The organism is Pedobacter zeaxanthinifaciens, assembly GCF_003313335.1.
Taxonomy (GTDB): Bacteria; Bacteroidota; Bacteroidia; order Sphingobacteriales; family Sphingobacteriaceae; genus Pedobacter; species Pedobacter zeaxanthinifaciens.
The window spans coordinates 241016-265809 of record NZ_QMHP01000003.1 but is presented as its reverse complement, the minus strand read 5'-3'; the positions used below and the strand labels follow the sequence as shown (position 1 = coordinate 265809).

23 protein-coding genes are annotated in these 24794 nt (G+C 38.5%); 7 read left to right on the top strand and 16 right to left on the bottom strand.

Annotated features, from left to right (window positions below):
* Positions 1-109: 109 nt before the first annotated feature.
* The gene (locus DUT68_RS06145; RefSeq protein ID WP_113636697.1) at positions 110-2560 is read left to right on the top strand and encodes a TonB-dependent receptor; all 2451 of its coding nucleotides are present in this window, start codon (positions 110-112) and stop codon (positions 2558-2560) included.
* 163 nt (positions 2561-2723) lie between these two features.
* Here the strand turns inward: DUT68_RS06145 and DUT68_RS06140 are convergent, their stop codons facing one another.
* The 3 genes from DUT68_RS06140 to DUT68_RS06130 are packed head-to-tail and all read right to left on the bottom strand — an operon-like array spanning position 2724 to position 5945.
* The gene (locus DUT68_RS06140) at positions 2724-4070 is read right to left on the bottom strand and encodes a deoxyguanosinetriphosphate triphosphohydrolase (RefSeq protein WP_198659542.1); all 1347 of its coding nucleotides are present in this window, start codon (positions 4068-4070) and stop codon (positions 2724-2726) included.
* Positions 4071-4125: 55 nt separating this feature from the next.
* Positions 4126-4959 (bottom strand): patatin-like phospholipase family protein, encoded by an 834-nt coding sequence (locus DUT68_RS06135; protein WP_113636692.1) that lies wholly within the window; start codon positions 4957-4959, stop codon positions 4126-4128.
* A complete protein-coding gene (locus DUT68_RS06130; RefSeq protein ID WP_113636690.1) occupies positions 4959-5945 on the bottom strand; it encodes an alpha/beta hydrolase in 987 nt (328 codons plus the stop codon). The genes DUT68_RS06135 and DUT68_RS06130 overlap by 1 nt, the downstream gene beginning before the upstream one ends.
* Positions 5946-6066: 121 nt before the next feature.
* On the opposite strand from DUT68_RS06130, the gene DUT68_RS06125 reads away from it, so the two are divergent.
* Complete coding sequence (locus DUT68_RS06125; protein WP_113636688.1) at positions 6067-7038, top strand: polyprenyl synthetase family protein; 972 nt, start codon at positions 6067-6069, stop codon at positions 7036-7038.
* Entirely contained in the window at positions 7038-8090 is a 1053-nt protein-coding gene (locus DUT68_RS06120; RefSeq protein WP_113636686.1) for a TerC family protein, read from the top strand. Before DUT68_RS06125 ends, DUT68_RS06120 begins: the two co-directional genes overlap by 1 nt.
* An 11-nt stretch (positions 8091-8101) precedes the next feature.
* Here the strand turns inward: DUT68_RS06120 and ruvC are convergent, their stop codons facing one another.
* Positions 8102-8668 carry a crossover junction endodeoxyribonuclease RuvC gene (gene ruvC, locus DUT68_RS06115; protein WP_113636685.1) on the bottom strand — a complete coding sequence of 189 codons (567 nt, stop codon included), beginning with the start codon at positions 8666-8668 and terminating at the stop codon, positions 8102-8104.
* Positions 8669-8780: 112 nt separating this feature from the next.
* Here ruvC and DUT68_RS06110 point away from each other — a divergent pair, with 112 nt between their 5' ends.
* From DUT68_RS06110 to DUT68_RS06100, 3 genes are read left to right on the top strand one after another with little or no spacing between them, the layout of a single operon-like run.
* On the top strand, positions 8781-9758 hold the full coding sequence (locus tag DUT68_RS06110; protein ID WP_113637044.1) for a hypothetical protein: 978 nt from the start codon (positions 8781-8783) through the stop codon (positions 9756-9758).
* A gap of 40 nt (positions 9759-9798) precedes the next feature.
* Positions 9799-10866, top strand: a complete 1068-nt coding sequence (locus DUT68_RS06105) for a glycosyltransferase family 2 protein (protein ID WP_237088270.1) — start codon at positions 9799-9801, stop codon at positions 10864-10866.
* 1 nt (position 10867) lies between these two features.
* A complete protein-coding gene (locus DUT68_RS06100) occupies positions 10868-11956 on the top strand; it encodes an ABC transporter permease (protein ID WP_113636681.1) in 1089 nt (362 codons plus the stop codon).
* On the opposite strand, the gene lspA is transcribed toward DUT68_RS06100, so the two are convergent.
* From lspA to rsmI, 5 genes are all read right to left on the bottom strand, one after another.
* Entirely contained in the window at positions 11953-12504 is a 552-nt protein-coding gene (lspA, locus tag DUT68_RS06095) for a signal peptidase II (protein WP_113636679.1), read from the bottom strand. The genes DUT68_RS06100 and lspA overlap by 4 nt on opposite strands.
* Positions 12505-12552: 48 nt before the next feature.
* Positions 12553-14169 (bottom strand): apolipoprotein N-acyltransferase, encoded by a 1617-nt coding sequence (lnt, locus tag DUT68_RS06090; protein WP_113636677.1) that lies wholly within the window; start codon positions 14167-14169, stop codon positions 12553-12555.
* Between the two features lie 124 nt (positions 14170-14293).
* On the bottom strand, positions 14294-14974 hold the full coding sequence (locus tag DUT68_RS06085; protein WP_237088269.1) for a PH domain-containing protein: 681 nt from the start codon (positions 14972-14974) through the stop codon (positions 14294-14296).
* 75 nt (positions 14975-15049) lie between these two features.
* Positions 15050-15388, bottom strand: coding sequence for a GIY-YIG nuclease family protein (locus DUT68_RS06080; protein ID WP_237088268.1), 339 nt, complete (start codon positions 15386-15388; stop codon positions 15050-15052).
* A gap of 68 nt (positions 15389-15456) precedes the next feature.
* A complete protein-coding gene (gene rsmI, locus DUT68_RS06075) occupies positions 15457-16182 on the bottom strand; it encodes a 16S rRNA (cytidine(1402)-2'-O)-methyltransferase (protein WP_113636673.1) in 726 nt (241 codons plus the stop codon).
* A gap of 173 nt (positions 16183-16355) precedes the next feature.
* Here rsmI and serS point away from each other — a divergent pair, with 173 nt between their 5' ends.
* On the top strand, positions 16356-17627 hold the full coding sequence (serS, locus tag DUT68_RS06070; protein WP_113636671.1) for a serine--tRNA ligase: 1272 nt from the start codon (positions 16356-16358) through the stop codon (positions 17625-17627).
* A gap of 48 nt (positions 17628-17675) precedes the next feature.
* Here serS and DUT68_RS06065 read toward each other — a convergent pair whose 3' ends face one another.
* The 7 genes from DUT68_RS06065 to ileS form a co-directional block, all read right to left on the bottom strand.
* Complete coding sequence (locus DUT68_RS06065) at positions 17676-17987, bottom strand: hypothetical protein (RefSeq protein WP_113636669.1); 312 nt, start codon at positions 17985-17987, stop codon at positions 17676-17678.
* Positions 17988-18070: 83 nt separating this feature from the next.
* Entirely contained in the window at positions 18071-18379 is a 309-nt protein-coding gene (locus tag DUT68_RS06060; protein ID WP_113636667.1) for a hypothetical protein, read from the bottom strand.
* Positions 18380-18486: 107 nt separating this feature from the next.
* Positions 18487-19197, bottom strand: coding sequence for an SIMPL domain-containing protein (locus DUT68_RS06055; protein ID WP_113636665.1), 711 nt, complete (start codon positions 19195-19197; stop codon positions 18487-18489).
* A 161-nt stretch (positions 19198-19358) separates the two neighbouring features.
* A complete protein-coding gene (locus DUT68_RS06050) occupies positions 19359-20054 on the bottom strand; it encodes a 3-keto-disaccharide hydrolase (RefSeq protein ID WP_113636662.1) in 696 nt (231 codons plus the stop codon).
* Between the two features lie 229 nt (positions 20055-20283).
* Positions 20284-20886 (bottom strand): lipoprotein signal peptidase, encoded by a 603-nt coding sequence (locus DUT68_RS06045; protein WP_113636660.1) that lies wholly within the window; start codon positions 20884-20886, stop codon positions 20284-20286.
* Positions 20886-21269, bottom strand: coding sequence for a TraR/DksA family transcriptional regulator (locus DUT68_RS06040; protein WP_113636658.1), 384 nt, complete (start codon positions 21267-21269; stop codon positions 20886-20888). The genes DUT68_RS06045 and DUT68_RS06040 overlap by 1 nt, the downstream gene beginning before the upstream one ends.
* Positions 21270-21342: 73 nt before the next feature.
* Positions 21343-24765: an isoleucine--tRNA ligase gene (gene ileS / locus DUT68_RS06035; RefSeq protein ID WP_113636656.1), complete on the bottom strand. Its 3423-nt coding sequence runs from the start codon at positions 24763-24765 to the stop codon at positions 21343-21345.
* Positions 24766-24794 lie beyond the last annotated feature (29 nt).

The window sequence follows — 24794 nt, the reverse complement described above, 5'->3', positions numbered from 1 at the left end:
CACCGAAGCATTTCTACTGGTTGTAAAAAAATGCTTTAGTTGCCTTGTAACAAAATATACCTTTGGTAGACTAATACGTACAAACAACACAAAGAAATTATTAACTCTGATGAAAAAACTACTACTAATTTGTGCCGCTTTACTGATGATGATTAATGCGAAGGCTCAATTCCCAATGATGGGAGGCGGGGGCAATGCAGCGTCAAAAGTGACAGGGCGTATATCAGCTACCATTTTAGATTCGCTAACCAAACAACCGGTAGAATATGCAACGGTTTCTTTGGTGAACGCTAAAACTTCCAAAACCGTAAATGGAGCTTTAACAGATACTAAAGGTAAAGTATCGATCCAAAACATTGCACCAGGAGAATATAAGCTGGTGGTGGGCTTTATCGGTTACACTTCCAAAAATGTAATGGTTAAAACCACTCCCGAAAAACCTGATAACAACATTGGTAACGTGTATTTAGCTGGAACATCTAATACCTTAAACCAAGTAACTATTGAGGGTAAAAAAAATATCGTGGAAAACAAAATAGACCGTATGGTTTATAACGCTGAAGCTGATGCTACCAATGCAGGTAGCGATGCAACGGACGTTATGCGTAAGGTGCCAATGCTTTCTGTAGATATTAATGGTAACGTACAATTACGTGGAAGTGCGGTTAGGGTTTTGATCAATGGTAAACCATCAGGTACCATGGCAAATAGCGTAGCTGATGCTTTGAAAATGATTCCAGCTGATCAAATCAAAAGTGTAGAAGTAATTACCAATCCATCTGCTAAATACGAAGCAGAGGGTTCGGGTGGTATCATCAACATCATTACTAAAAAAAGTAATGCTGAGGGAGTAAGCGGCTCGGTAAACGCATCAGCTGGTACTCGTCAAAATACTGGTAACTTTAACTTAACTGCAAAATCTGGACGCTTTAGTGCAAATACTGCTTTAGGAGGAATGTATGCTTATCCGCAAGATTCGAGGGTGGTATTCTTTAACCAGCTACCTCAACGTCAAGAAGGAAGTGTTACTATTCCTTCATCAAACGTGTTACAAGATGGTACATCTGCATGGAAACGCGAAATGTTTAACGGAAGTTTGGGGTTAGATTACGATTTTAACGCTTACAATAACATTAGTACTAACGCAAAATATAATAGATTTTATAATGGTGGTCCAGGTACATCATTAATTACTACCAACGGAAGCGCAAGTGGAAATATTGCAAGTGCTACCGATATGAGTAACAGTAATTTAGACTGGAATTTGGATTACAGACGTACAAGCAAAAAGCAAGGCGAAGAATTTTCGGTAGCTGGACAGTTAACGCAAGGTAGAAACAATAATGATTTTACCAACGATTTCCGTACTGGAACAGGTGTGCCAGTTAACTACACGGCTAGTAATAACATCGGTAGAAATAGAGAGTATACTTTCCAAACTGATTATGTATATCCATTCTCAAAATCGGTAACTTTTGAGGTAGGTGGAAAAGGTATCTTAAGAAATATTCAAAGTGAGTTTAGTCAAAACTCTGCTCAAAACTTTGATTATGACCAAAACGTAGGTGCTGCTTATTCAACCATCGCTTTCGATTTAACTAAAAAGATTAAATTCAAAGGTGGTGTGAGGGGAGAATATACTGCTATAGATTTCCAAGATGCAGCGGGAAAGCCAGTTAAAAATGATTACTTTAACTTGTTCCCTAGTGCGGTGCTTTCGCAAACTATTGGCGGACAAACCACCATTAAGTTAGCTTATAACAAACGTGTACAACGTCCAAGCTTGGCTTACCTCAACCCGTTCCGTAACGAGGCCAATCAGTTCAGTGTATTTCAAGGTAATCCAAACCTTAATCCTGAGTTAAGTCACAATGTGGAGTTAGGTTATTCAACTTTCATTAAAGGTTCAATGATTAACGCATCTGTTTTCTACAGAAATACAAGAAATGTGATTGAAAACATTATACAGCCAGATGTATCAGGTAAAACCTTAACCACATTTGATAACGTGGGTAACACTTCTAGCTTTGGCGCCAATTTGTTTGGTTCATATAACCCAACGCCAAAGTGGACTTTAATGAGTAACATTGGCTTAAACACTTATGAAATTAGAAGCAGACAAGATATACAAGGTATGAACGAGGGTACTTACATCAATTACAACTTCTTTATGCGCTCTGCTACCTCATTTAAAGGTGGATGGAACTTAGAGTTGTTTGGCGTAGTAAATTCTCCTCGCTACACTTATCAAAGCAAAACAGATCCTATGTTTTTCTACGGTGGTGCGGTTAAAAAAGACATCTTCAAGAAACAAGGTACTATTGGGTTAAACCTTTTAAATCCATTCAATAGAGATTTGCATATCAAAACAGTAACCATGTCTGGAGGAACTATGCAAACGCAAAACATCTATTACCCGCTACGTCAAATTGGCTTAAACTTTAGCTATAAGTTTGGTAAGTTGAAGTTTACTGAGAAAAAGAAAATCAAAAACGACGATATTAAACAAGACCAACAACAAGGCGGCGGTATGGGCGGCGGCATGGGTCAAGGTAGATAAGTAAAAAGTAAAAGTAAAAAATGGTCGGTGCTGATAAAGTACCGACCATTTTTTATACTGCTCGTCCTTGCGAGGTACGAAGCAATCTTAAAGCAAAATGCCGAGATAACTATAGTTGTAAGATTACTTCGTGCCTCGCAATGACGTTTTATTGATGAGTGTGCTAAGTCACTGAAGGGAAAGAAATTCCTTTGATTTTACCATACAACTCCACCGCATACAAATCGGTCATGCCTGATACAAAATCCAAAACACTTTGCACCTTTGAGTATAGGTCTGTTTTTTCAGTATGGAATTGCTTTGGAATCAGTTTTACTAATTTTTTATAATAGTGGGTATCATTGTTGACCAGTGCAGGCACAAACTCTTCCAACAAACCAGCCATCACTTTATAACCTGAAACTTCCTTGGCAATTACCGATTGGAAATTGTAAATCTTCTCCACGGAAATTTCCTCGATTTTTTTCCAAGCTTTGGCGTAATGTGCGGGAAGTGCATCTGTTAAACTCTTGTTGAATTTACCACTTAATATTTCCGGTTGAGAAGTATAAAAAATAGTGGAGCACTCGTAAATTAAAGTGCTAATTGCTTTTGCTCGTAACAAACTTACTTTAGCGTCATCGTCTTCCAAATCATCATTCAAACGGGTTTCCAACTTATCACTATTGCACAAAGGCAGTAATAAGTTTTTCACTTCATCAAAACTTAAAATTTGCAAACGATGCGCATCTTCCAAGTCGATAATGCCATAACAAATATCATCGGCGGCCTCTACTAAATAAGTTAAAGGGTGGCGAAAATATCCCAGTGGATTGTCGTTATCTTGCAGCATACCCAGTTCATCAGCAATTTTTCTGAAAATTTCTTTCTCCGATTGAAAAAAACCATATTTCTTGCGGTGTAGTTTTGATTTATCCCCACCAATAGATGATTCGCAAGGATATTTGCCAATAGCAGCCAAAGTAGCATAAGTAAGTGCGTAAGCGCCATTTCCTTTTCCTTCAAACGGATGAGTGAGGATACGGATAGCATTGGCATTACCTTCAAAATTGGTAAAATCTTTTTTCTGATGATCCGCCAACTGATCGAGGTAAAATTTACCCTCACCATTAGTAAAATACCTTGATATGGCTGCTTCGCCCGAGTGTCCAAATGCGGGGTTGCCCAAATCATGCGCCAAAGCTGCGGCGGCCACAATGTTGCCAACTTCGCTCATTAAAGGCACCTCATTGTCAATATTGGGATTATCTTTTTTAATTTGATTATAGAAAATCCTTCCTAAGGATCTGCCTACGCTGGCAACTTCCAAGCTATGTGTTAGTCGGTTATGTACAAATACGCTTCCAGGCAATGGAAATACTTGAGTTTTATTCTGCAACCTTCTAAAGGGCGAAGAAAAAATGAGCCTGTCGTAATCTATTTGAAACTGCGATCGGGCGTCATCATTGTCGCGAATTGGTTTGTCTTCGTGGCCCCAACGTTTTGCCGAAAGCAGGGTTTTCCATTCCATCATAAAAAAACTAAATTAAACTTGGCGCAAAGGTACATTAATTTGCCCTTTGCCTTTAGCTTGTTTTGGCTTTATTGTAAGCTTGTTTTCCTAACTCAATTAGTTGAGCGGATTTATGAAAATCAAATGTTCCGCAGGCATTTCTAGGAATTTCCACTACCAAATCAGGCTGGTAATGTTCAACGGTAAGTTGTGCTAATCTATCTTGGGTAAAATCGTAAGATGTGTTCATCAAATCAAAAAAGGAGATCTTGGGCGTGTCGTTTTTAGCGTTGTTTTTCCAATAGCGCTGTAACCAACTTTGATTCTTTTCTTTGATTTCTTCGCTCACATGGTGCGTGTTTTTGCCATTAATATTTACTGCAACTACAATCGCATCTTTCCGTTTTTTGACAACGTTAATGGGTAAAGGATTAAGTACGCCACCGTCTACCAAAACGCTGTTTTTTTCAATTACCGGAGTAAAAACACCCGGTATAGAAATGGTTGAACGCAGAGCTGCAAATAAATCTCCGCTGGTGTAATGCACTTCTTCCATTTGCATCATATCCGTAGCTACTGCGGTAAAGGGAATTTTTAGCTTCTCAATTTGTTGGTCGCCGGTAATTTTGGCTATCAATGTCCAAATTTTTTCTCCACGTACAAAGCCTCTACTGTTGAACGTAAAATCAACTAAGCTAAAAACGTTACCACGAGTTAAGGTAGATAGCCAATGTTTATATTCGTTTAGAAACCCGGCACAGTATAGCCCGCCAACTACGGCTCCCATTGAACAACCAACTACCTCGCAAATTTCATAGCCATCGTTTTCTAGTTGTTCAATTACACCAATATGAGCTAAACCCCTTGCGCCGCCGCTACCTAAAACTAACTGTACTTTTTTCTTCATTAATTTGCTAATATGTATTTTGATGCAAATTGGTTGACGGCTTTTTCAACCCCATTAACATCTTTAGAAGTAATGTACGAACCTAATACATGATTTCCAGTATGAGGTAGTGCTATTTTTAGCTTCTCATTAGTGGGAGTTCCTAGCTCGTCAAACATTTTCAGCATAGCCGATACTTTTACTACAGGGTCCTGCTGTTGTTCATTTTTATAGTAGTAAAGCAATAAAACAGGCTGTTTTACACGTTCAAATGTAGCTTTGTTCATGCTACTTTCAAGCAATTCCTGTAACTGCACTACAGATTCTAAACGGTAATGGTTGTACCAATATTTTTTATAGATGGGACTTTTTCCAGTTAAAAATCGTTCATCTCCACCAGTTACCAAACGGGCAATTTGTAGGCCCCAAGGGTTATTCAATAACCAAGCCTTGCTGTCGTTAATGGCAACATTAGGCGATAGCAGGATCAAACTGTTAACTTCCGGGTAAGCTGCGGCCAGTTGCAATGCTAGTGTTCCACCGGTAGAAGTGCCTACTAAAATCACTTTTTTGCCAAGTCTTTTGCCTATTGACAATGCTTCTTTTGCGCTTTCCCAAAGTCGGTCGGCGGTGAGGTACTGCATAGGTGCAACGGTGTCAATGCCATGGTCTGCCAGCCTGCTTAAAAACAAATTAGCATGTATGTTTTTAGCGAAGTTTAAATGCACCGGATTTCCTTCCTCCTTGGAAGCTGAAAATCCATGGAGGTATACTATCGCATATTCGGTTTGCCGATGTGAGCTATCCGCCCAAACTATCTCTGCTTGGTTGGCCAGCTTGATATGATGTTTACTTTCTTGTTGCTTTACATAAGTAGTTAAAGAATCAATGCTTGGAACTTTAGGCAGTGATGTTTCATACTTAGGTGCAGATGGGCGAGGACCTACTGCATAAACCAGTCCTAAAATAACAACGATGATTAAAATCGTTTTTAAAGCGGTTTTCATTGGCTTAAGTTTAATTGGCCGGTCAACAATGTTTCAAAGTATCTCAGCTTAATGTGAATAGTTGAATTAAAAATACGCTTTTAATAGAAATTCAACTAAGTTTGCAAACACATTTTTGCCAATGTCTCAAATAGATCGAATAAAGCAACCTATTGCCGCAGAAATTGATGCCTTTGAAGTAAAATTTAAAGAATCGATGCAAAGCAGTGCGCCTTTGCTGAACCGAATTACACACTACATTGTGAAGCGTAAGGGCAAGCAAATGCGACCGATGTTCGTATTTTTCGCGGCAAAACTCTGCGGAGGTATTGTGGAGTCAACACACCGTGGGGCTGCTTTGGTTGAGCTTTTACACACCGCCACTTTGGTGCACGATGACGTGGTTGATAATGCCTACGAGCGACGAGGTTTCTTCTCTATCAATGCGCTATGGAAAAATAAAATTGCGGTTTTAGTAGGTGATTACCTCCTTTCTAAAGGATTACTACTTTCGGTAAACAACAACGAATTTCAATTGTTGAAGATTGTGTCTGAAGCGGTACAACAAATGAGCGAAGGCGAGTTGCTGCAGGTAGAAAAAGTGCGAAGAATGGATATTAGTGAGGAGTTATATTTCAATGTAATTCGTCAAAAAACAGCCTCTTTAATTGCCTCTTGTTGTGCTTGTGGAGCGGCTTCATCAGGTGCTTCTGATGAAGATATTGAAAAAATGCGCTTGTTTGGGGAACTAGTTGGAATTGCTTTTCAAATTAAGGATGATACTTTTGATTTTGGTACCGACGATGTGGGTAAACCACTGGGAATTGATATCAAGGAGAAAAAGGTAACCTTGCCGTTGATTTATGCACTTAACCGAGTAGAAAAAAGTGAGCGTAAAAGAATCATTAATTTGGTGAAAAACCATAATGATGAGCCTAAAAAAATACAAGAGATTATTGATTTTGTAAATGCCAACGAAGGAGTGCATTATGCCAATCAAAAAATGCTCGAGTACCAAAATAAAGCCTTTGATATTTTAGCATCTTTTCCTGATGGAGATGCAAAAACAGGCTTGCAACAATTGGTAAGGTACACTACAGAACGTAAAAAATAATGTCGCACGAATTATTATTCATTGGCGGATTTCTACTTTTCATTGTATTTATCCTAGCCTTAGATTTAGGGCTTTTTAGCAAAAGGGAACACGTGGTAAGCTTAAAGCAAGCGGGTATCATGAGTTTCATTATGGTAGTTTTTGCCCTCAGCTTTTATTTGCTGTTGATTTTAAAAGGCGATTATCTGCATGGCATTGATAGCATGGCCCGTTTGCAGGAGGTAATTACAGCACATAAGCATCCAATCAGCGTTATTCCAGGAAACTTCGAGGCCAGTCTGCAGCTTTACCGCCAAAACTTAGGTATCGAATTTTTAACCGGGTATGTGGTTGAATATGCACTTTCTGTAGATAATATTTTTGTAATTGTACTGATATTCTCAGCCTTCTCTGTTCCTGAAAAGTACTATCACAGGGTATTGTTTTGGGGCATTTTGGGTGCCATCATCATGCGATTTATCTTCATTTTTGTAGGCGCTGCTTTAATTACTCGTTTCGATTGGATCCTTTATCTATTTGGAGCTTTTTTGGTTTTTACCGGAGTTAAGATGTTCTTTTCAAAAGAGGAGGACGATAAAATTGATCCTGAAAATCATCCGGTAGTTAAGTTTGCCTCGAGGTTTTTTAAAATCCATCCCAAATACGAAGGCAAAAACTTCTTTCATAAAATTCATGGTAAACGATACATTACGCCATTGTTCTTGGTGTTGCTGATCGTTGAGTTTACCGATCTGATTTTTGCTGTAGACTCTATTCCGGCTATTTTTGCGGTAACTAAAGATGCGTATATTGTATTCTTTTCGAATATTTTCGCCATCATGGGATTACGCTCCATGTTCTTTTTGTTGGTGAATATCATCCATAAATTCCACTACTTAAAAACTGGATTGGCCGTACTGCTAACGTTTATTGGCGCAAAAATGTTGGGACATACCTATCTCAAAGCTTGGGGCTTTACAACGGAGCATTCACTTATTGTAATTGTAGCTATTTTGGCTTTAAGTATTATTGCATCGTTGGTTTTTCCGAAGAAAGCTTTACCTAAAAATTAGGCGAAACTAATTCACTTCACCCTTTTTTTATTATCACTCACAAAGGCCTCCCAGCCCGAGTAGGTTTTGCTTTTGCCGCCACTAGTTGGAATTTTTTGGAACGAATGGCAAACTGCCACTGCTAAACCATCTGTAGCATCCAAAAACTCAGGGGTTTCGTTAAAGTTCAGTAAGCGCTGCAACATGGCAGCTACCTGTTCTTTGCTTGCAGTTCCCTTTCCGGTAATCGACTGCTTTATTTTTCGGGGTGCGTACTCTGTTACTGGAATATTGCGTGATAAAGCTGCTGCCATAGCAATACCTTGCGCCCTGCCTAACTTCAGCATCACTTGAATGTTTTTGCCATAAAATGGAGCTTCAATTGCTAAAGCATCTGGTTTGTAGCTGTCAATTAGTCCAATGGTTTTCTCAAAAATGCGTTGTAGCTTCAGGAAGTGATCATCCAAATGGTCCATTCGCACCACGCCCATGCTTAGCAATTCCATCTTATTGCCCTTTTCCAAAATTACACCGTAGCCCATAATTGCCGTTCCGGGGTCAACTCCTAATATTACACGTTCCTTTTTTTCAGCCAGCATAACACAAAAATAGAACTTATTTACGCAATTGTTGTTAAAGTAAATTTACCCACCCTTTTTTATGCCTAACTCAACTAGATTAACCATATTTGCACACACCAAAAGCAGAGCTGTGACTCCAAGTTTTAAAAAGATACTTACTAGTTTTATAAAAATTGCCGTAGTTGCTTTTGCATTTTGGTTCGTTTATAGAAAGGTTACTAAGCATGATGATCTTCGAGATTTTGTTAATCTAATTCATGATATTCCAGGCACAGAAATTTTCTTAGTGCTAAGTATTGCTTTCGTGCTGATGTTGCTTAACTGGGGTTTAGAAGCTGTAAAATGGAAGAGCTTAATAGAAAACGTTGAAAAAATTAGCTTGTGGAAGTCCATCGAGTCGGTTTTTTGTGGGTTAACGTGGGCGGTGTTTACGCCTAATAGAATCGGTGAATTTGGAGGGCGTGTTTTTTTTCTTTCGCCTAAAAGAAGAATTGTGGGCGTAGTGGCAATGGCGGTGGGCAACATTGGGCAATTAGTGCTTACTAACGTTTTTGGCGCTATTACAACGTGTATTTTTGTTTACAGGTTTGTAGAGATATCATTGCCATTTTTTATAGCGCTGTGTATAATAGCGGTAGCATCTATCGCTTTTTTTATCATATTTTATTTCAATATCAAGTGGTTAAACAACCTTTTGCTTTCCATTAAATTTACGCGTAAATACCATAAATTTTACGCTGTTTTAGCAAGGTACAGCCAAAGGGAGTTAGCATCTATTTTATTATATTGCTTAGCTAGATATGCCGTATTCACAACTCAATACCTCATTATGTTTCTTTGGCTTATCCCAAGTTTACATGTAATGGATATTTTGATGTTTGTACCCATTCTGCTCTTTGTACAATCAATGTTGCCTTCGTTGGATTTATTAGATTGGGGAGTTAGAAGTTTAACAGCATTATTCTTTTTTAAACATATCACCACTCAAAACACCGCTGTGGTGGCATGTATTGCAAGTATTTGGCTGCTCAATATTATAATTCCTGCTATCTTAGGCTCTTATTTCGTATTTAAACTTAACTTCTTTGGAAATAATCAGCGCAATTAGTTACCTCTCTGTTTTTCTAACATTCATATACATCTTTGTAGTGGCAACTTTTATTGTTGGTTGGGCCAGGATAAAGTATTACAAAAAGCCGGCAACTCCTCCTACAACCTTTGTATCCATTATTATTGCTGCTCGCAACGAAGAAGATAAAATTGCTAAAACAATTGATGATGTACTGGCACAGCATTACCCTAAAACGCTGTTCGAGCTCATTATCATTGATGATCATTCTACAGATCGGACGGCAGAGATTGTAAAAAACTACGCTGGTGTTAAGCTAATTCAACTAAACGAACCTGCGGTACTTAATTCGTACAAAAAGATGGCCATACAAAAAGCCGTTGGAGAAGCTAAAGGTGATTTAATCATCACTACTGATGCCGATTGTAGGATGGGGCAGCATTGGTTAGCAACCATCGTAGCTTACTACGAAGAAAATGGCTACAAAATGATATCATCGCCGGTGGCTTACTTTGAAGAGAAAAGCATTTTTGAGGAGCTCCAATCGTTAGAGTTTAGTTACCTCATTGGCTTGGGAGCATCAACAATAGGCAACAAAAATCCAAGTACTTGTAATGGCGCTAATTTGGCTTACGAAAAAAAGGCCTTTTTTGAAGTAGGTGGATTTAAAGGAATAGATGATTTGGCCTCGGGAGATGATGAGCTTCTGCTGCATAAAATGGCCGCCATTTATGGTGATAGGATAGGGTTTTTAAAGAACAAAGATGCTATTGTTTATACACATGCTAAACCAAGCTTAACTGAATTTATACAGCAGCGTAAACGATGGGCTTCAAAAAGTACTCGTTATAAAGATAAATCAGTAATTATACTTGGCGTGAGTATTTGGCTGTTTAACGTAAGTATTGTGGTCAATTCGATACTTTGTATTTTCTTCGCTGGAGTAGCGCCATTTCTATTGTTTCAAATTATTTCCAAATTACTGGTAGAATTTGTTTTTCTTTACAAAATGGTGGGCTTTTTCAAGCGTAAGAATCTATTGTTTTTACTGCCTGTTTTAAATGCGCTTCATATCATCTACTTAATTTATATTGGCATCGCCGGAAATTCAGGAAAATATAATTGGAAAGGCCGAATGGTAAAATAAAATGGCAAATCATACACAGTCTGCAAAAGTTTGGAAGAAGTTTAAACGCAATACATTCGCTTTAATAGGTTTAATTTTTATCGTCTTTTTAGTAATAGTAGGGATATTGGGTTATTTAATTACACCTGATCAAACGCCTTATGCTAATACCATGAACCTGCAGCTTAGCAACAAAAAGCCGGGCAGAACTTTTCAGTTTTTAGTGATTAGCAGAAACGATAAGATTAGGCAGGTAAATTTTTTCGAGAAAATGCTTTATGGGCAAGAGGCCAATTTCAAGAGCATACCGATCACATCTTATCGGGTAGAAGGAAATAAAGTGTTCGCTAAAGAATATATTGGAGACGATGAGCAAGCAGAAGAGGAGGTTTATCCATTGCTAGGCGGCGAAAATGTATACAAACAAACCTTTTGGCTAGGCACAGACATGTACGGTAGGGATATGTTAAGCCGACTTATCCTAGGAGTGCGTGTGTCGCTTTCGGTAGGTTTAATGGCTGTTATTATTTCGATGTTAATTGGTGTGGGTTTAGGTGCTATAGCAGGTTTTTTTGGCGGAAAGGTTGACGCAACCATTAGTTGGTTTATGAATGTAATTTGGTCTTTGCCTTCGTTGTTACTGGTAATTGCCATTTCATTTGCCTTGGGTAAAGGTTTTTGGCAAATATTTATTGCCGTAGGGCTTTCTACTTGGGTAGATGTTGCCCGTTTGGTACGGGGGCAGGTAATGGCCCTAAAACAGGTGGAATTTGTAGAGGCTGCTAAAGCACTGGGCTTTTCTAATAGTAGAACTATTATTAAACACATCCTACCAAATATCGCCGGGCCAATTTTAGTTGTTGCTTCAGCTAATTTCGCCTCAGCAATTTTATTGGAAACAGGTTTAAGCTTTTTAGGATTTGGCGCACAGCCGCCCATGCCTAGTTGGGGCACCATGATTAAGGAGCACTATGGTTACATTATTATGGATGCTGCTTATTTGGCCGTATTGCCTGGCTTGGCCATCATGTTAACGGTTTATGCTTTCAACCTAATAGCTATTGGTTTAAGAGATGCATTTGACGTTAAAAACCAAAATGCCAGCGTTTAATGCTGAGCTTGGTCGGTTGTTAATTCCTCATCGCTAGCTTCTAATTCTTTTTTTGCTTTTGCGGCCATCAAGTTGTTGATTAGCAATAGTGCTATTCCCACCATAATGGAAACATCTGCCAAGTTAAATATGCCGGTTCTGAAAAGGATAAAATCCATGTGCATAAAATCTGTTACGGAGCCATGCGCAATCCTATCGTAGATATTACCAATACCGCCGCCAATTAAAAAGCAAATACCAATTTGCATTAAAGCTGGCAATTGTTTGTGGCTGTAAATGAACCATAGTCCGTAGGCTAAAACTAAAACAGGCAATACGGTAAGAATAAGTGTTCTTATAAAATCAGGTAAATTACTGCCAGCACTTAAAAAAGCACCTGTATTTTCAACTTTGGTTAAAATAAAATGATCTTTGATGACGGTGATTTGTTCGTATGGAACTAGATTTTTCCGAACTATAATTTTCGATACCTGATCGCAGCCTAGGTTTAGTGCAACAATTACCAATAAGAAAATGAACTTTAGTGAACTTCTATTTTTAATCATCATTTTATTTTTTGTATTGGATGCAACAAAAGTATTGTTTTAACGCTCCAATTATTTTAAAAACCATTTTTTTAGGAGTAGAAAAACTGCAGCTAACAAAGCCAGTGCTACACTTATTTTTGCGATATAATCCCCGTTTCTTACATAGAAAGTAAGTTCATCATTGAGGTTAATGTCGGCTTTTAGTGCAGTGCGGGTCCACCATTTAGATTGCTGAACTACATCTCCACGCTGATTGAGAAAGCCGGAAATGCCAGTATTTGCAGACCTAACTACATATCTTCTGGTTTCTATAGAACGAAGTTTTGCGTATAAGAAGTGCTGATCTTTGCCGGAGGTATTGCCCCACCAGCCATCGTTTGTGATTATGGCGATGAATTGCGCACCTTGTTTTACCGAACCAGCTACCCAATCGCCCCAAATGGACTCATAACAAATTACCGGTGCTGCACCTATGCCACTGTAAGCGTAAAAAACACCTGGTTCATCTTGCCAACCCCAACCAGAAACACTGCCGCCAAGCTTTTCAAAAACTGGTCCCAGAAATGAAAACACTTTAGGGAACGGCATTTTTTCAACTCCCGGAACTAATTTGGATTTGTGATAAAATGCTACGTTAGCTGAGTTTTCAATTTGTACAGCAGCGTTGTAGTTATCGTAATATCCTCCGTTAGGATTTACTTTCGCTGATAAAGTACGTTTATCGTTGTAATATCTCACACTTTCAATGCCAGTAATCAGGGTTCCATTTTTATATTTCGATAAGAACTGTTGTGCGGCAATAAAATCATTGTTGCTTCTAATCCGTTCTTCGTCTGCGTAGTTAGGAATGGCAGTTTCAGGCCAAATGAAATATTCTGTATTGGTTTGTCCAACAGAATCTGAAAGATGCGTAAGAACGCGTAACTGTTCGTAGGCAGAGGTAGATCCATATTTTTCGTAAGGATCAATATTTGGTTGAACCGCTACCACATTTACAGGCACATTTTTCTCTATATAGTTTTGATAGCGATAAATGGAATAGCCAATTGGTAACGCTAACAAAAGCACCCAAATTCCGGTTAACAGATATTTTTTCTGTGTTTTGAGCTGAAGGTAAGCTTCAAAAGCGATAATGTTACTTAATAAAATCCACAAGGAGCCTCCATAAACGCCAGTAAACTCGTACCACTGAATGGCTTGATGAAGGCCTGCAAAACCATTTCCTAATGTCATCCAAGGGAATGCTAAATCCCAAGTTTGGTGCAGGTACTCTAGGCTGATGTAAAAAGCAATGAGGGCAACGTAAGCAATGATTTTGTTGTTGGTGTAAGTGCTAAATCGGTAATAAAGCCATAAGGCTGATGTCATTAAAAAAGCGCCCAACCCATACGGAATTAAGGAAACCAGCAAGGAGATGATTGCTCCCGTAAAGCCGCTGTTTACTGCATTTATGGAATTGAAAACCCAGTAAATGGAGGCGGTATTCCATACTAAAAAAGTCAGGCCTGCGGTAAGAAATACCTTCTTTCCGGTTTTTTTATCGGAAGTGGTTATCACTTGCTTAAGTGCGATGAATAACGGCACAAGGCCAATGAATAATAGCGGCGCCAACCAAGTGTGAGGTGGCCAGGCCAACCACATTAGCAAGGCACTTAAAAGTGCTAAAAAAGTCGTTTTCTTTGTCATTATTAGTGTCTTTTCGACATCGTCATGCTAAATTTATTTCAGCATCCTTTAGCAAAGCCGAGCCTGACTTGTAGCAAGCAGAAAGCTACGCAGTAAAATAAATTCAGGGCAACGGATAAGCTGATTACATACTATCTAAAATTGCGGCCTTTTTGTGTTCGTATTCTTCGCGGGTAATCAACTGCTTATCATATAAACCTTTAAGCTTAATCAATTTTTGTTCTACCTCATCCTCCTTGCTTATTTCAGGTTGAATCACCTCTGGAATTACGATGGCTTCCTCTATTGGCAAATCAATTACAGGTGCAGGAACTGTAAATGAAGAAGCAGAAGCACGATTTTCTTCCAATTTCTGTTGGCGCAGCATTTCTTTATACTCTTCCAATTGCTGGTTTGCCGCCTGATGTAATTTTCTTACTTGTACTTTAGGAATAAAATCGGTAACAATATTTTCTCCTGATTGTGGCACACAAATGAATTTCGAACCTAATAAACCCTCCTTAAAAGAAACCTCTTTAATGTTTTTCCAAGAGATGTCCTTAAAGTTCATGGTTAGGCCCAAATTGCTTGGCGAGCAATAAAAAATTCTTTTATTGCTAATGGCAATACAATCTGGAAGGATGTTTACCGCAGGTTTTTTTTGCACTGCTAAGTATAAAATTTCTTCGCCGCTGGTAAGTAAGTCGTTTAATTTACCAGCTACTTTTTCTACGGCTTTCGGGTCTTGCTCGTCCGCCAAAAATCTATCGATGTTAATCATGGTTTTCTTTTTTATTATTCTAATGCTAACTAGGCGTTCCGTCATGCTGAATTTATTTCAGCATCAGTTTTATAATTGTTACTAGCGGATGCTGAAATAAATTCAGCATGACGGGTTTATCTAAATTTCTTCATTTAATTTATAAAATAAATCTTCCCAATCGGGATTAAAATCATTAATCAAACTGACCTTCCATTGCCTTCTCCAGTTTTTAAGCTGTTTTTCCTTGATTATGGCTTCTTCAATACTACTGAAATGCTCATAATAAACTAACTTATAGCAATTATATTTTGATGTAAATGAGCTTGGATAATATTTCTCTTTATGCTCAACTATCCTTGAAAATAAATCGGATGTTACACCAATATAAAGTACTTCATTGTTGTAGTTTGTTAAAATGTAAACGCTTCCGCCACGTATCATTTTTGTATTTTCCGTCATGCTGAATTTATTCAGCATCAGTTTTATAATAACTATTGTCTTACTAGCGGATGCTGAAATAAATTCAGCATGACGATAGCTAATCACTAACTATCAACTTTTCCATACTTATCTTTATGCTTTGTTCTTCTGTCCTTGTTCACATTTCCACCCACACAAATTACGAATTCTCCTTTTAAAATATTGTTTTCAAAGTGTGATTTTACTTCCATAACTGTGCCACGAACATTTTCCTCGTAAACTTTGCTCAATTCTCTACTTACTGAAACGGGCCTATCTTCCCCAAAAAACTCAGCAAACTCACTCAAAGTTTTCAGCAACCGGTGCGGACTTTCGTAAAAAATCATGGTCCTTTCTTCTTCGGCAAGTATTTTTAATCGTGTTTTGCGACCTTTTTTTACAGGTAAAAATCCTTCAAAAATAAATTGATCATTAGGTAAGCCCGAGTTCACCAAAGCCGGAACAAAGGCAGTAGCGCCAGGCAAGCAGCAAACTTCAAACTGCTCCTTTATCGCTTCGCGAACTAAGAAAAAACCAGGATCTGAAATGGCAGGAGTTCCCGCATCGGAAATTAAAGCAATGTTTTTTCCGTCCTTCAAAAATTTGATGATTTCTGCTGTAGCTTTATGCTCATTATGCTGGTGGTGTGCGAAAACTCGCTTGTCAATTCCAAAGTGCTTTAGCAGTGGGGCACTAGTACGCGTATCTTCGGCTAAAATCAAATCCACTTCTTTTAAAATCCTAATAGCCCTAAAGGTCATATCCTCCAAGTTGCCAATAGGTGTGGGTACGATATAAAGTTTGCCGCTCATTAGAATTACGATTTTAGATTGACGAATTACGATTGTTGCAAAGTTTTATAAAAATTGTTTAAAGTTGTGATTATTTGAAATTAAGGGGTTAAATTTCAGAAAGTCAATTAAAATCTAAAATCTAAAATCTAAAATCTAAAATCAATCTTATCTTTGTGCAAAAATTATAAATAATGCTGCAAGTTAACTATATCCGTGAAAATAGAGAGAAAGTTTTAGAGCGTTTGAGCGTTCGCAACTTTAAACAGGTAGAATTGGTAGATCAAATCATCGCTGTTGATGAAGAACGCCGCTCTACACAGTCCTCTTTGGATAGTTTACAAGCTGAAGCAAACACCGCTGCCAAGCAAATTGGTGAGCTAATGCGTAATGGCAAAAAAGAGGAAGCTGAGCTTGTAAAAGCAAATACGGCATCTCATAAAGAGAAAATTAAGCAGTTAAACGAGCAGCTTACTGCTTTGGAAGAGCAACAGCAATCACTTATTGTGCAGTTGCCTAACTTGCCATATCATTTAGTAAAAGCAGGTAGCACTGCTGATGATAACGAAGTGGTTTATACTCATGGTGATCCATCGGCTTTGCCTGAAAATGCTTTGCCACATTGGGAATTGGCTGCTAAATATGATATCATCGATTTTGAATTAGGTACAAAAATTACTGGTGCTGGCTTTCCAGTTTACAAAGGCAAAGGAGCAAGGTTACAACGTGCTTTGATCAATTTCTTTTTAGATCACGCTACTGCTGCAGGATATAAAGAAATGCAAGTGCCTCATTTGGTTAATGCGGCTTCGGGCTTTGGTACAGGTCAATTACCTGATAAAGAGGGGCAGATGTACCACGTTGGAGTTGATGATCTATATTTGATCCCAACGGCTGAAGTTCCTGTCACTAATTTGTACCGTGATGTGATTTTAAAGGAAGAAGATTTGCCGGTTAAAAATACCGGCTATACACCTTGTTTCCGTAGGGAGGCAGGTTCTTATGGTGCGCATGTACGTGGTTTAAACCGTTTGCACCAATTTGATAAGGTGGAGGTGGTGCAAATTACGCACCCCGATAAAAGTTATGAAACCTTAGAGGACATGAGCCAATACGTACAATCATTGTTGAAAGAGCTTGGTTTGCATTACCGTGTGCTACGCTTATGTGGTGGTGATATGGGCTTTACCAGCGCCATGACCTATGATATGGAGGTTTGGAGTGCTGCGCAACAGCGTTGGTTGGAGGTTTCTTCGGTATCGAACTTTGAAACTTACCAGAGTAACCGTTTGAAATTAAGGTTCAAGGGCAAAGAAGGAAAAACACAGTTAGCGCATACGCTAAACGGAAGTGCTTTGGCCTTACCTCGAATTGTTGCTTCAATTTTAGAAAATTATCAAACTGAAAATGGAATCAAAATTCCGGAAGCTTTAGTAAAATATACCGGCTTTGATATCATCGATTAAGGCAGATAAAAACAAAAAAACCCAGAATTTTCTGGGTTTTTTTGTTTCTTAAAGAATCAAAATCAATAATAAAATAATGATGATGATTGCGCCAACAGATAAATAAACGCCGCCACTCATCGAGTTCGCTTTTTTCTTCATCTCTTTAAGCTCTTTGCGAAGTTCCTTTTTCTCTTCTCTGCTTAGTTTTGATTTGTCCATGGCTTTAATTTCATCAACCCTGGAAATAATTCTGTTTAACTCTGCACGTTGCTCGGTGGTAAGTTCTTTAGTTTTAGACTTATCATCATTTGCATAAGCAAAATTGAAATTAAACATTAGTGTGCACACTAATAATAGAGGATAAATAATCTTTTTCATCAGTATAATTTTAAGTTTTTACGTAGCTATAACAACCATTGTTAAAAAATTGTTCTGCTTACTACTTATCTGATGAGAAAAAATTAAAGGATAATAATCAACAACAATAAGATAATGATGATGGCACCTAGCGATAGTGTAACGTTTTGGCTTAAGAAATCAGAGCGTCTTTTAAGCTCTTTTACTTCTTTTTTAAGCGCTTTTCTCTCTGCTTTGCTCAAAGTTGATTTATCCATCGACTTGATTTCTTCCACACGTTTAGTAATGTAGTCTAATTCTGCTTTTTGCTCAGCTGTTAACTCGGTTTTTGGTTTTTCCGCAGCCATTGCATAGCTAGTTGCACTTGTGGTGAGCGTAAAAAATAAAGCTAAACTGTAAAGTAATTTTTTCATGGTTTTTAAATCATTAAGGTGAGTTCCCGATAGCGATTAACGCTGCTCTTAAATAAAAAAACCTATCAACATGTACGATGATAGGTTCACAAAATTATTAAAAAAAATTACTTAATCTCAAAAACGGTATTAACGGTGAAACTTAGTTTGATCTTTTTAAAGTCAATTTCAGGGGCCGATGCTGCATCCATTGCCATTTCCGCTTTCATGGCGTAGTTTCTGTACTGAGGCACCATCATTCCGCCATTGTCGCCTACATCTTGTATATCAAGCACACTGCCTAATTTATCACCTAGCGCCTCCACCATGTAGGTTGCTTTTTCTTTAGCAGCTAATAGAGCTTTAATTTTCAATTCTTTTTTTAAGGATTCAATTTTGCTGTAATCGTATGCATCAATGTTAGTGCTGGCAATTCCTTTAGCATCTATTCCTTCTAAAATCAAGTTGAATTTGTTTAAATCAGCAACCTTTAGGCGATATTGTTTGCTTGCTAAAAAGTCTGGATCTTTTGTCTTTTTATCGGTTACATAGTTCCAGCTGCTTAAGTTGTTAATAGTCAGGTTTTCTTTAGGGATACCAGCCTTTTGTACCGCATTAAACAACTGTGTTTCCAAGGTAGTAATGTCCACTTTTTTCTTACTATTGCCATCTTTCAAGTACTCTTTCAAAGAAATATTGATGTAGATGATATCAGGCGTAACCTCGGTTTCGGCAGTACCACTAACCGAAATTTTTTTTCTCAAATCAACTTGTTGTGCGTGTAAGCTATTCGTGATTGTTGTGAGCGCCACAAGCGCAATTGCAAATAAACGTTTCATAATGTTCAATTTTTGTGTGTTTACAATTTAGATGTTTTGATTAAGCTAAATCCATAAACAATTTTGTTGTTGTAAGCGAAAATTGAGCCAAAGGCCATTAAATGAGCAGATTATTTTCGTTTTTTATGCATAACTATGTGCTGGTATTGATAGCCAACAGCTTAGTTGCTTAGTTTCTTAATTGGCGTTAGTTGCAACTTTTTAAATTCAACCTCACTACCTTCTGCTTGTAGCGCAATTTGTCCTTTTTCGGCAGTGCAATTGTAACCATCGTTAACTAAAACTCCATTAACCCAAACCCTTACTTTATCTTTTAAGCACTCAATGCGCATGGTATTCCACTCGCCCAAGGGCTTCTCTGAATCATCCGTTAGGTTTTTAATACGCCGCCCATTTTTTTTGTTGATACTCCACTCGGCTTTTAGTCCGCGGCGCTCTTCCATATTTGGTACGGTAATATCTTCTTCAATGCACCAAAAATCACCAGCGTCCAGGTGTTGCATTTGCACTTCTAAAGATTTTGGAAACATTTTATACAGCACACGTGGAGTAGAGACATGTACCAACACGCCACAGTTTCCAGGTTTTCCCGCAAAGCGATATTGTACCTCCAAGCGATAATCACTATAGACGGCATCGGTAATTAAATGACCACGAGGATCACCCATGCTTACCAATTTCCCATCTCTCACAACGAAAGATGCAGCTGTATCGGGATTTTTATCCTTACCTGGTACATCAGCATGCCAGCCAGTTAAATCTTTTCCGTTAAATAAGTTAATGCTTTTTTGGGCGATAGCATTGAAGCAAAAGCCAATGGATAGCGTAGCAATGAAGAGAAGTTTTTTGCCATACATACGATTTGGTGTTTTATCAAATGTAAGGAAATTATTATAGACGTCATTGCGAGGCACAAAGCAATCTTAATGCAAATTGCTTCTCAGAAGTATTGGAGCAGGCCGTGCCTCGAAATGACGTGCCGCATGAGAAATAGCGCAAATAAAAACCCTCAAAACTAATGCTGTGAGGGTTTTGTAAACTGTATAGGTCAAATCTAAAATCGTACTTCTACAATCGTCAATCTAATTAGTCTTCCACACTTTCGTTATTGATGCCTATTTCATCTTTTACCTCTTCCTTAAAATAAGTTTTTTGGAAGATAAAAATAGCAATAACGCCCACTGAAATTGCAGCATCCGCTAGGTTAAAAACAGGCCTGAAAAATTCAAAAGGTTCGCCTGCCCAGAAAGGAAACCATTTCGGGAAATTTCCTTTAAAGATAGGGAAGTAGAACATATCTACCACACGTCCGTGGAACAAACCAGCATATTTGTAAATTACACCATAAAATACTGAATCTATGATATTACCTAATGCTCCGGCAAAAATCAACGCCACATTTAAAATTAAGCCGCGATGGTATTTGTGCTTAATTAAGTAGTGTAAGCCGTAACCAATACCGCCTACTGCAATGATTCTAAATAATGATAGGGCTAATTTGCCAAACTCTCCGCCAAATTCCAAGCCAAAGGCCATCCCGTTATTTTCAGTGAAGTGGATGATAAACCACTCACCAATAATTTTATACTCTTGCCCAATGAGCATATTGGTTTTGATCCAGGTTTTTAACACCTGATCTGCCAACAGCACTAAGAAAATTAAGAGTAAAGGTTTAGTATATCCCTTCATTAACCTTGTTTCAATTTAGCTTCCATACTTAAAGTAGCATGAGGTACTGCACGTAAACGCTCTTTTTGGATTAGTTTACCAGTCTCTCTGCAAATGCCGTAGGTTTTGTTTTCAATACGTACCAAGGCAGCTTCAAGGTTGTCAATAAATTTTTTCTGGCGTGCAGCCAATTGGTTGGTTTGCTCTTTTTCTAAAGTTGCCGAACCATCTTCCAATGTTTTATAAGCACCAGAAGTATCTTCTGTTCCGTTAGAATTTGGATTGCTCAACGAAGCTGTTAGTGCTTGTAGCTCTTCTCTTGAGCTTTTTAGCTTTTCTAAAATAAGCTCTTTGAATTCTTGTAATTCGCTGTCAGAGTAACGTGTTTTTTCAGTCTTTTCCATCTCTTAAATTAATTTAGTGGTGATGGAGCCTAACATTGCTTAATAAGAAGCTTCAGTTGGGGTCCATATAGTTTTATAATTTGGCAATCAAAATTTCCAATTCAACATCTTCAATTACAATTTTGTTTCCATTTAGCACTTTTTCTGATAAAATAATATCATCAGCTAAAATTTCGGTGCAAATGTACAGCTTGTTATTCAAAACCGCAGGAGTAATCAGGTTATCCTCTTGTAAAGTTACCGTTATTCTATCAGTTACTTCAAAGCCAAGTTCTTTACGTAGGTTCTGCACCCGATTCACTAATTCCCTCGATAAACCTTCTTGTTTTAACTCAGGCGTAATATTTATGTCCAAAGCTACGGTTAAGCTGCCCATGTTGGTCACTTGCCATCCCGGGATATCTTCCGCAATAATTTCTACATCGCTCAAAAGTATTGAGTAAGGCGTATCGATTATGGAGAAAGTGCCTTCTTTTTCGAATTGAGCTAGCTCTTCTTGTGTCATTTTATTGATCACCTCGGTAACTAACTTCATATCTTTACCAACCTTTGCTCCTAAGGCTTTAAAGTTTGGTTTTACCTTTTTCTTGATGAAACCAGCAGTATCGGTTATGTAAGATATTTCTTTAATGTTGGTTTCCGAAAGGATCAAATCCTTCACCAATTCTACCTTGTCCTTAAAGTTATCATCTAAAACTGGGATCAATACTTTTGCCAAAGGTTGACGTACATTGATGCCCATCTTTTTACGAAGCGAAAGCACCATTGATGAAATGTTTTGAGCTAGTTCCATTCGCTCATTCAACGCGTTATCTACCATGCTTAAATCAGCTTCTGGCCACATGGTTAAGTGAACCGATTCCGCTTTTGCATCAGCTGGTAAAATCTCCGTTAGGTTTTGATATAACCAATCTGAAAAGAATGGTGCTACCGGCGACATCAGCTGTGCGATATTCACCAAGCAAGTGTACAAAGTTTCGTAAGCCGCTTTTTTATCAGCGGTCATTTCGCCTTTCCAAAAACGACGACGAGATAAGCGGATGTACCAGTTACTTAAATGCTCATCGACAAAGTTTTGGATAGCTCTTGCCGCTTTGGTTGGCTCGTAAGTATTGTAAGCTTCATCAACTTCGGCAATTAAGTTTTGCAATAGCGATAAAATCCAACGGTCTAACTCGCTGCGTTGCGCAATAGGCGTTTGGTTGTTCAAGTCTATCTCAAACTTATCGATATTAGCATATAAAGCGAAGAAAGAATAGGTATTGTACAGCGTTCCAAAGAACTTGCGACGTACTTCGTCCAATCCTTCTAGGTTAAATTTCAAGTTATCCCAAGGTGATGCGTTAGAGATCATGTACCAACGGGTAGCATCAGCGCTATAGGTGTCGATAGTTTTGAAAGGATCAACCGCATTGCCTAAACGTTTAGACATTTTAGCGCCGTTTTTATCCAGTACTAATCCATTTGATACCACATTTTTAAAAGCAATGCCCGGGTTGTTTACTCGTTCGTTGATGGCTTTGATTTCGTCGCTGCTTTCGCTTAACATTACCGCAATGGCGTGTAAAGTAAAGAACCAACCACGAGTTTGGTCAACACCCTCCGCAATAAAATCTGCAGGGTAGGCATTTTCAAATTCTTCCTTATTTTCAAAAGGGAAGTGCCATTGTGCGTAAGGCATAGCACCACTGTCAAACCAAACGTCAATTAAGTCGGTTTCACGAGTCATTTTTTCGCCTTTTGATGATACTAGTAATACATCATCTACATAAGGACGGTGCAAATCTTTCAGCTCAAATCCAGCTGGCATCAAACCTGCTTCGATCGCTTTTGCAATTTCTGCATTCAGCTCTGCAATAGAGCCGATACACTTCTCTTCCACACCGTCAGCGGTGCGCCAAATAGGCAATGGGGTGCCCCAATAGCGAGAACGCGAAAGGTTCCAATCTACCAAGTTTTCTAGCCAGTTACCAAAACGACCAGTTCCGGTTGCCTCTGGCTTCCAGTTGATAGTTTTGTTTAAGTCAGCCATTTTTTCTTTAACGGCTGTAGTTTTAATGAACCAGCTATCTAACGGATAGTAAAGTACTGGTTTATCAGTTCTCCAACAGTGCGGATAACTGTGTACATATTTTTCAACCTTAAAGGCTTTGTTTTCTTCTTTTAAGCGGATAGCGATTTCTACATCGACCGATTTTTCGGGAGCTGTGCCTTCTGCGTAATATTCGTTTTTAACGTATTTACCACCAAATTCACCTAATGATGCCACAAATTTACCTTGCAAATCAACCAAAGGAACAGCATTGCCTTTATCATCCAAAATTAACATTGGAGGAATTTCTGGTGTGGCCAATTTAGCTACTCGAGCATCATCAGCACCAAAGGTAGGAGCAGTGTGAACAATACCGGTACCATCTTCAGTAGTTACAAAATCGCCACTAATTACACGGAAAGCATGCTCCGCATTTTGGTAAGGTGTAGCTAAAGGCAACAATTGTTCATATCTGATGCCTACTAAATCTTCGCCTTTACATTCGGCTAAAATTTGGTAAGGAATTTTTTTGTCTTCCGCTTTGTAATTGGCAAAAGCTGTTTCATCTTCTGCTAAGAAAAACTTGCCGCCAAACTGTTTGCCTACTAAAGCTTTTGCCAAAACTACGTTGATAGGCTCAAAAGTGTATTGGTTAAAAGTCTTTACTAAAACATAGTCGATTTTTGGACCAACAGTTAAAGCGGTATTACTTGGCAAAGTCCAAGGTGTAGTGGTCCAAGCTAAAAAAGCCCCCTCCAACTCCCCCTGTGGGGGAGAGTAGCGAAATGCCTTAGTCAAAGTGTTAATTTCCTCTCCTTGGGAGAGGCTTTTAAACTGGGCTACAATAGTGGTATCGCTTACATCACGGTAAGTGCCGGGTTGGTTCAGTTCGTGAGAGCTTAACCCCGTTCCGGCAGCTGGTGAGTAAGGTTGGATGGTGTAACCTTTGTACAGTAAGCCTTTATTGTACAATTGTTGTAAAATCCACCAAAGCGTTTCAATGTATTCGTTTTCGTAGGTTACGTAAGGGTTTTTTAAATCAACCCAATAGCCCATTTTCTCTGTAAGGTCGTTCCAAACATCGGTATAACGCATTACCTCTTCTTTACAAGCGGCGTTGTATTCATCTACCGAGATTTTCTTGCCGATATCTTCCTTAACGATACCTAATTTTTTCTCTACCGCAAGTTCGATAGGTAAACCATGAGTGTCCCATCCGCCTTTGCGCTTAACCTGATAGCCTTTTAAGGTTTTGTAACGGCAGAAAATATCTTTAATAGCACGAGCCATTACGTGGTGAATACCCGGCATTCCATTAGCCGACGGTGGGCCCTCGTAAAAAGTAAAAGGTTTTGATTTCGGACGGCTATCAATACTTTTATCAAAGATATTTTGTGCCTTCCAAAATGCCAGTATTTCTTCTCCTATTTTAGCTAGTTCTAATTGTTTAAATTCCCTATACATCAATCAAGTATCTCAAAAAATTAAAGGTT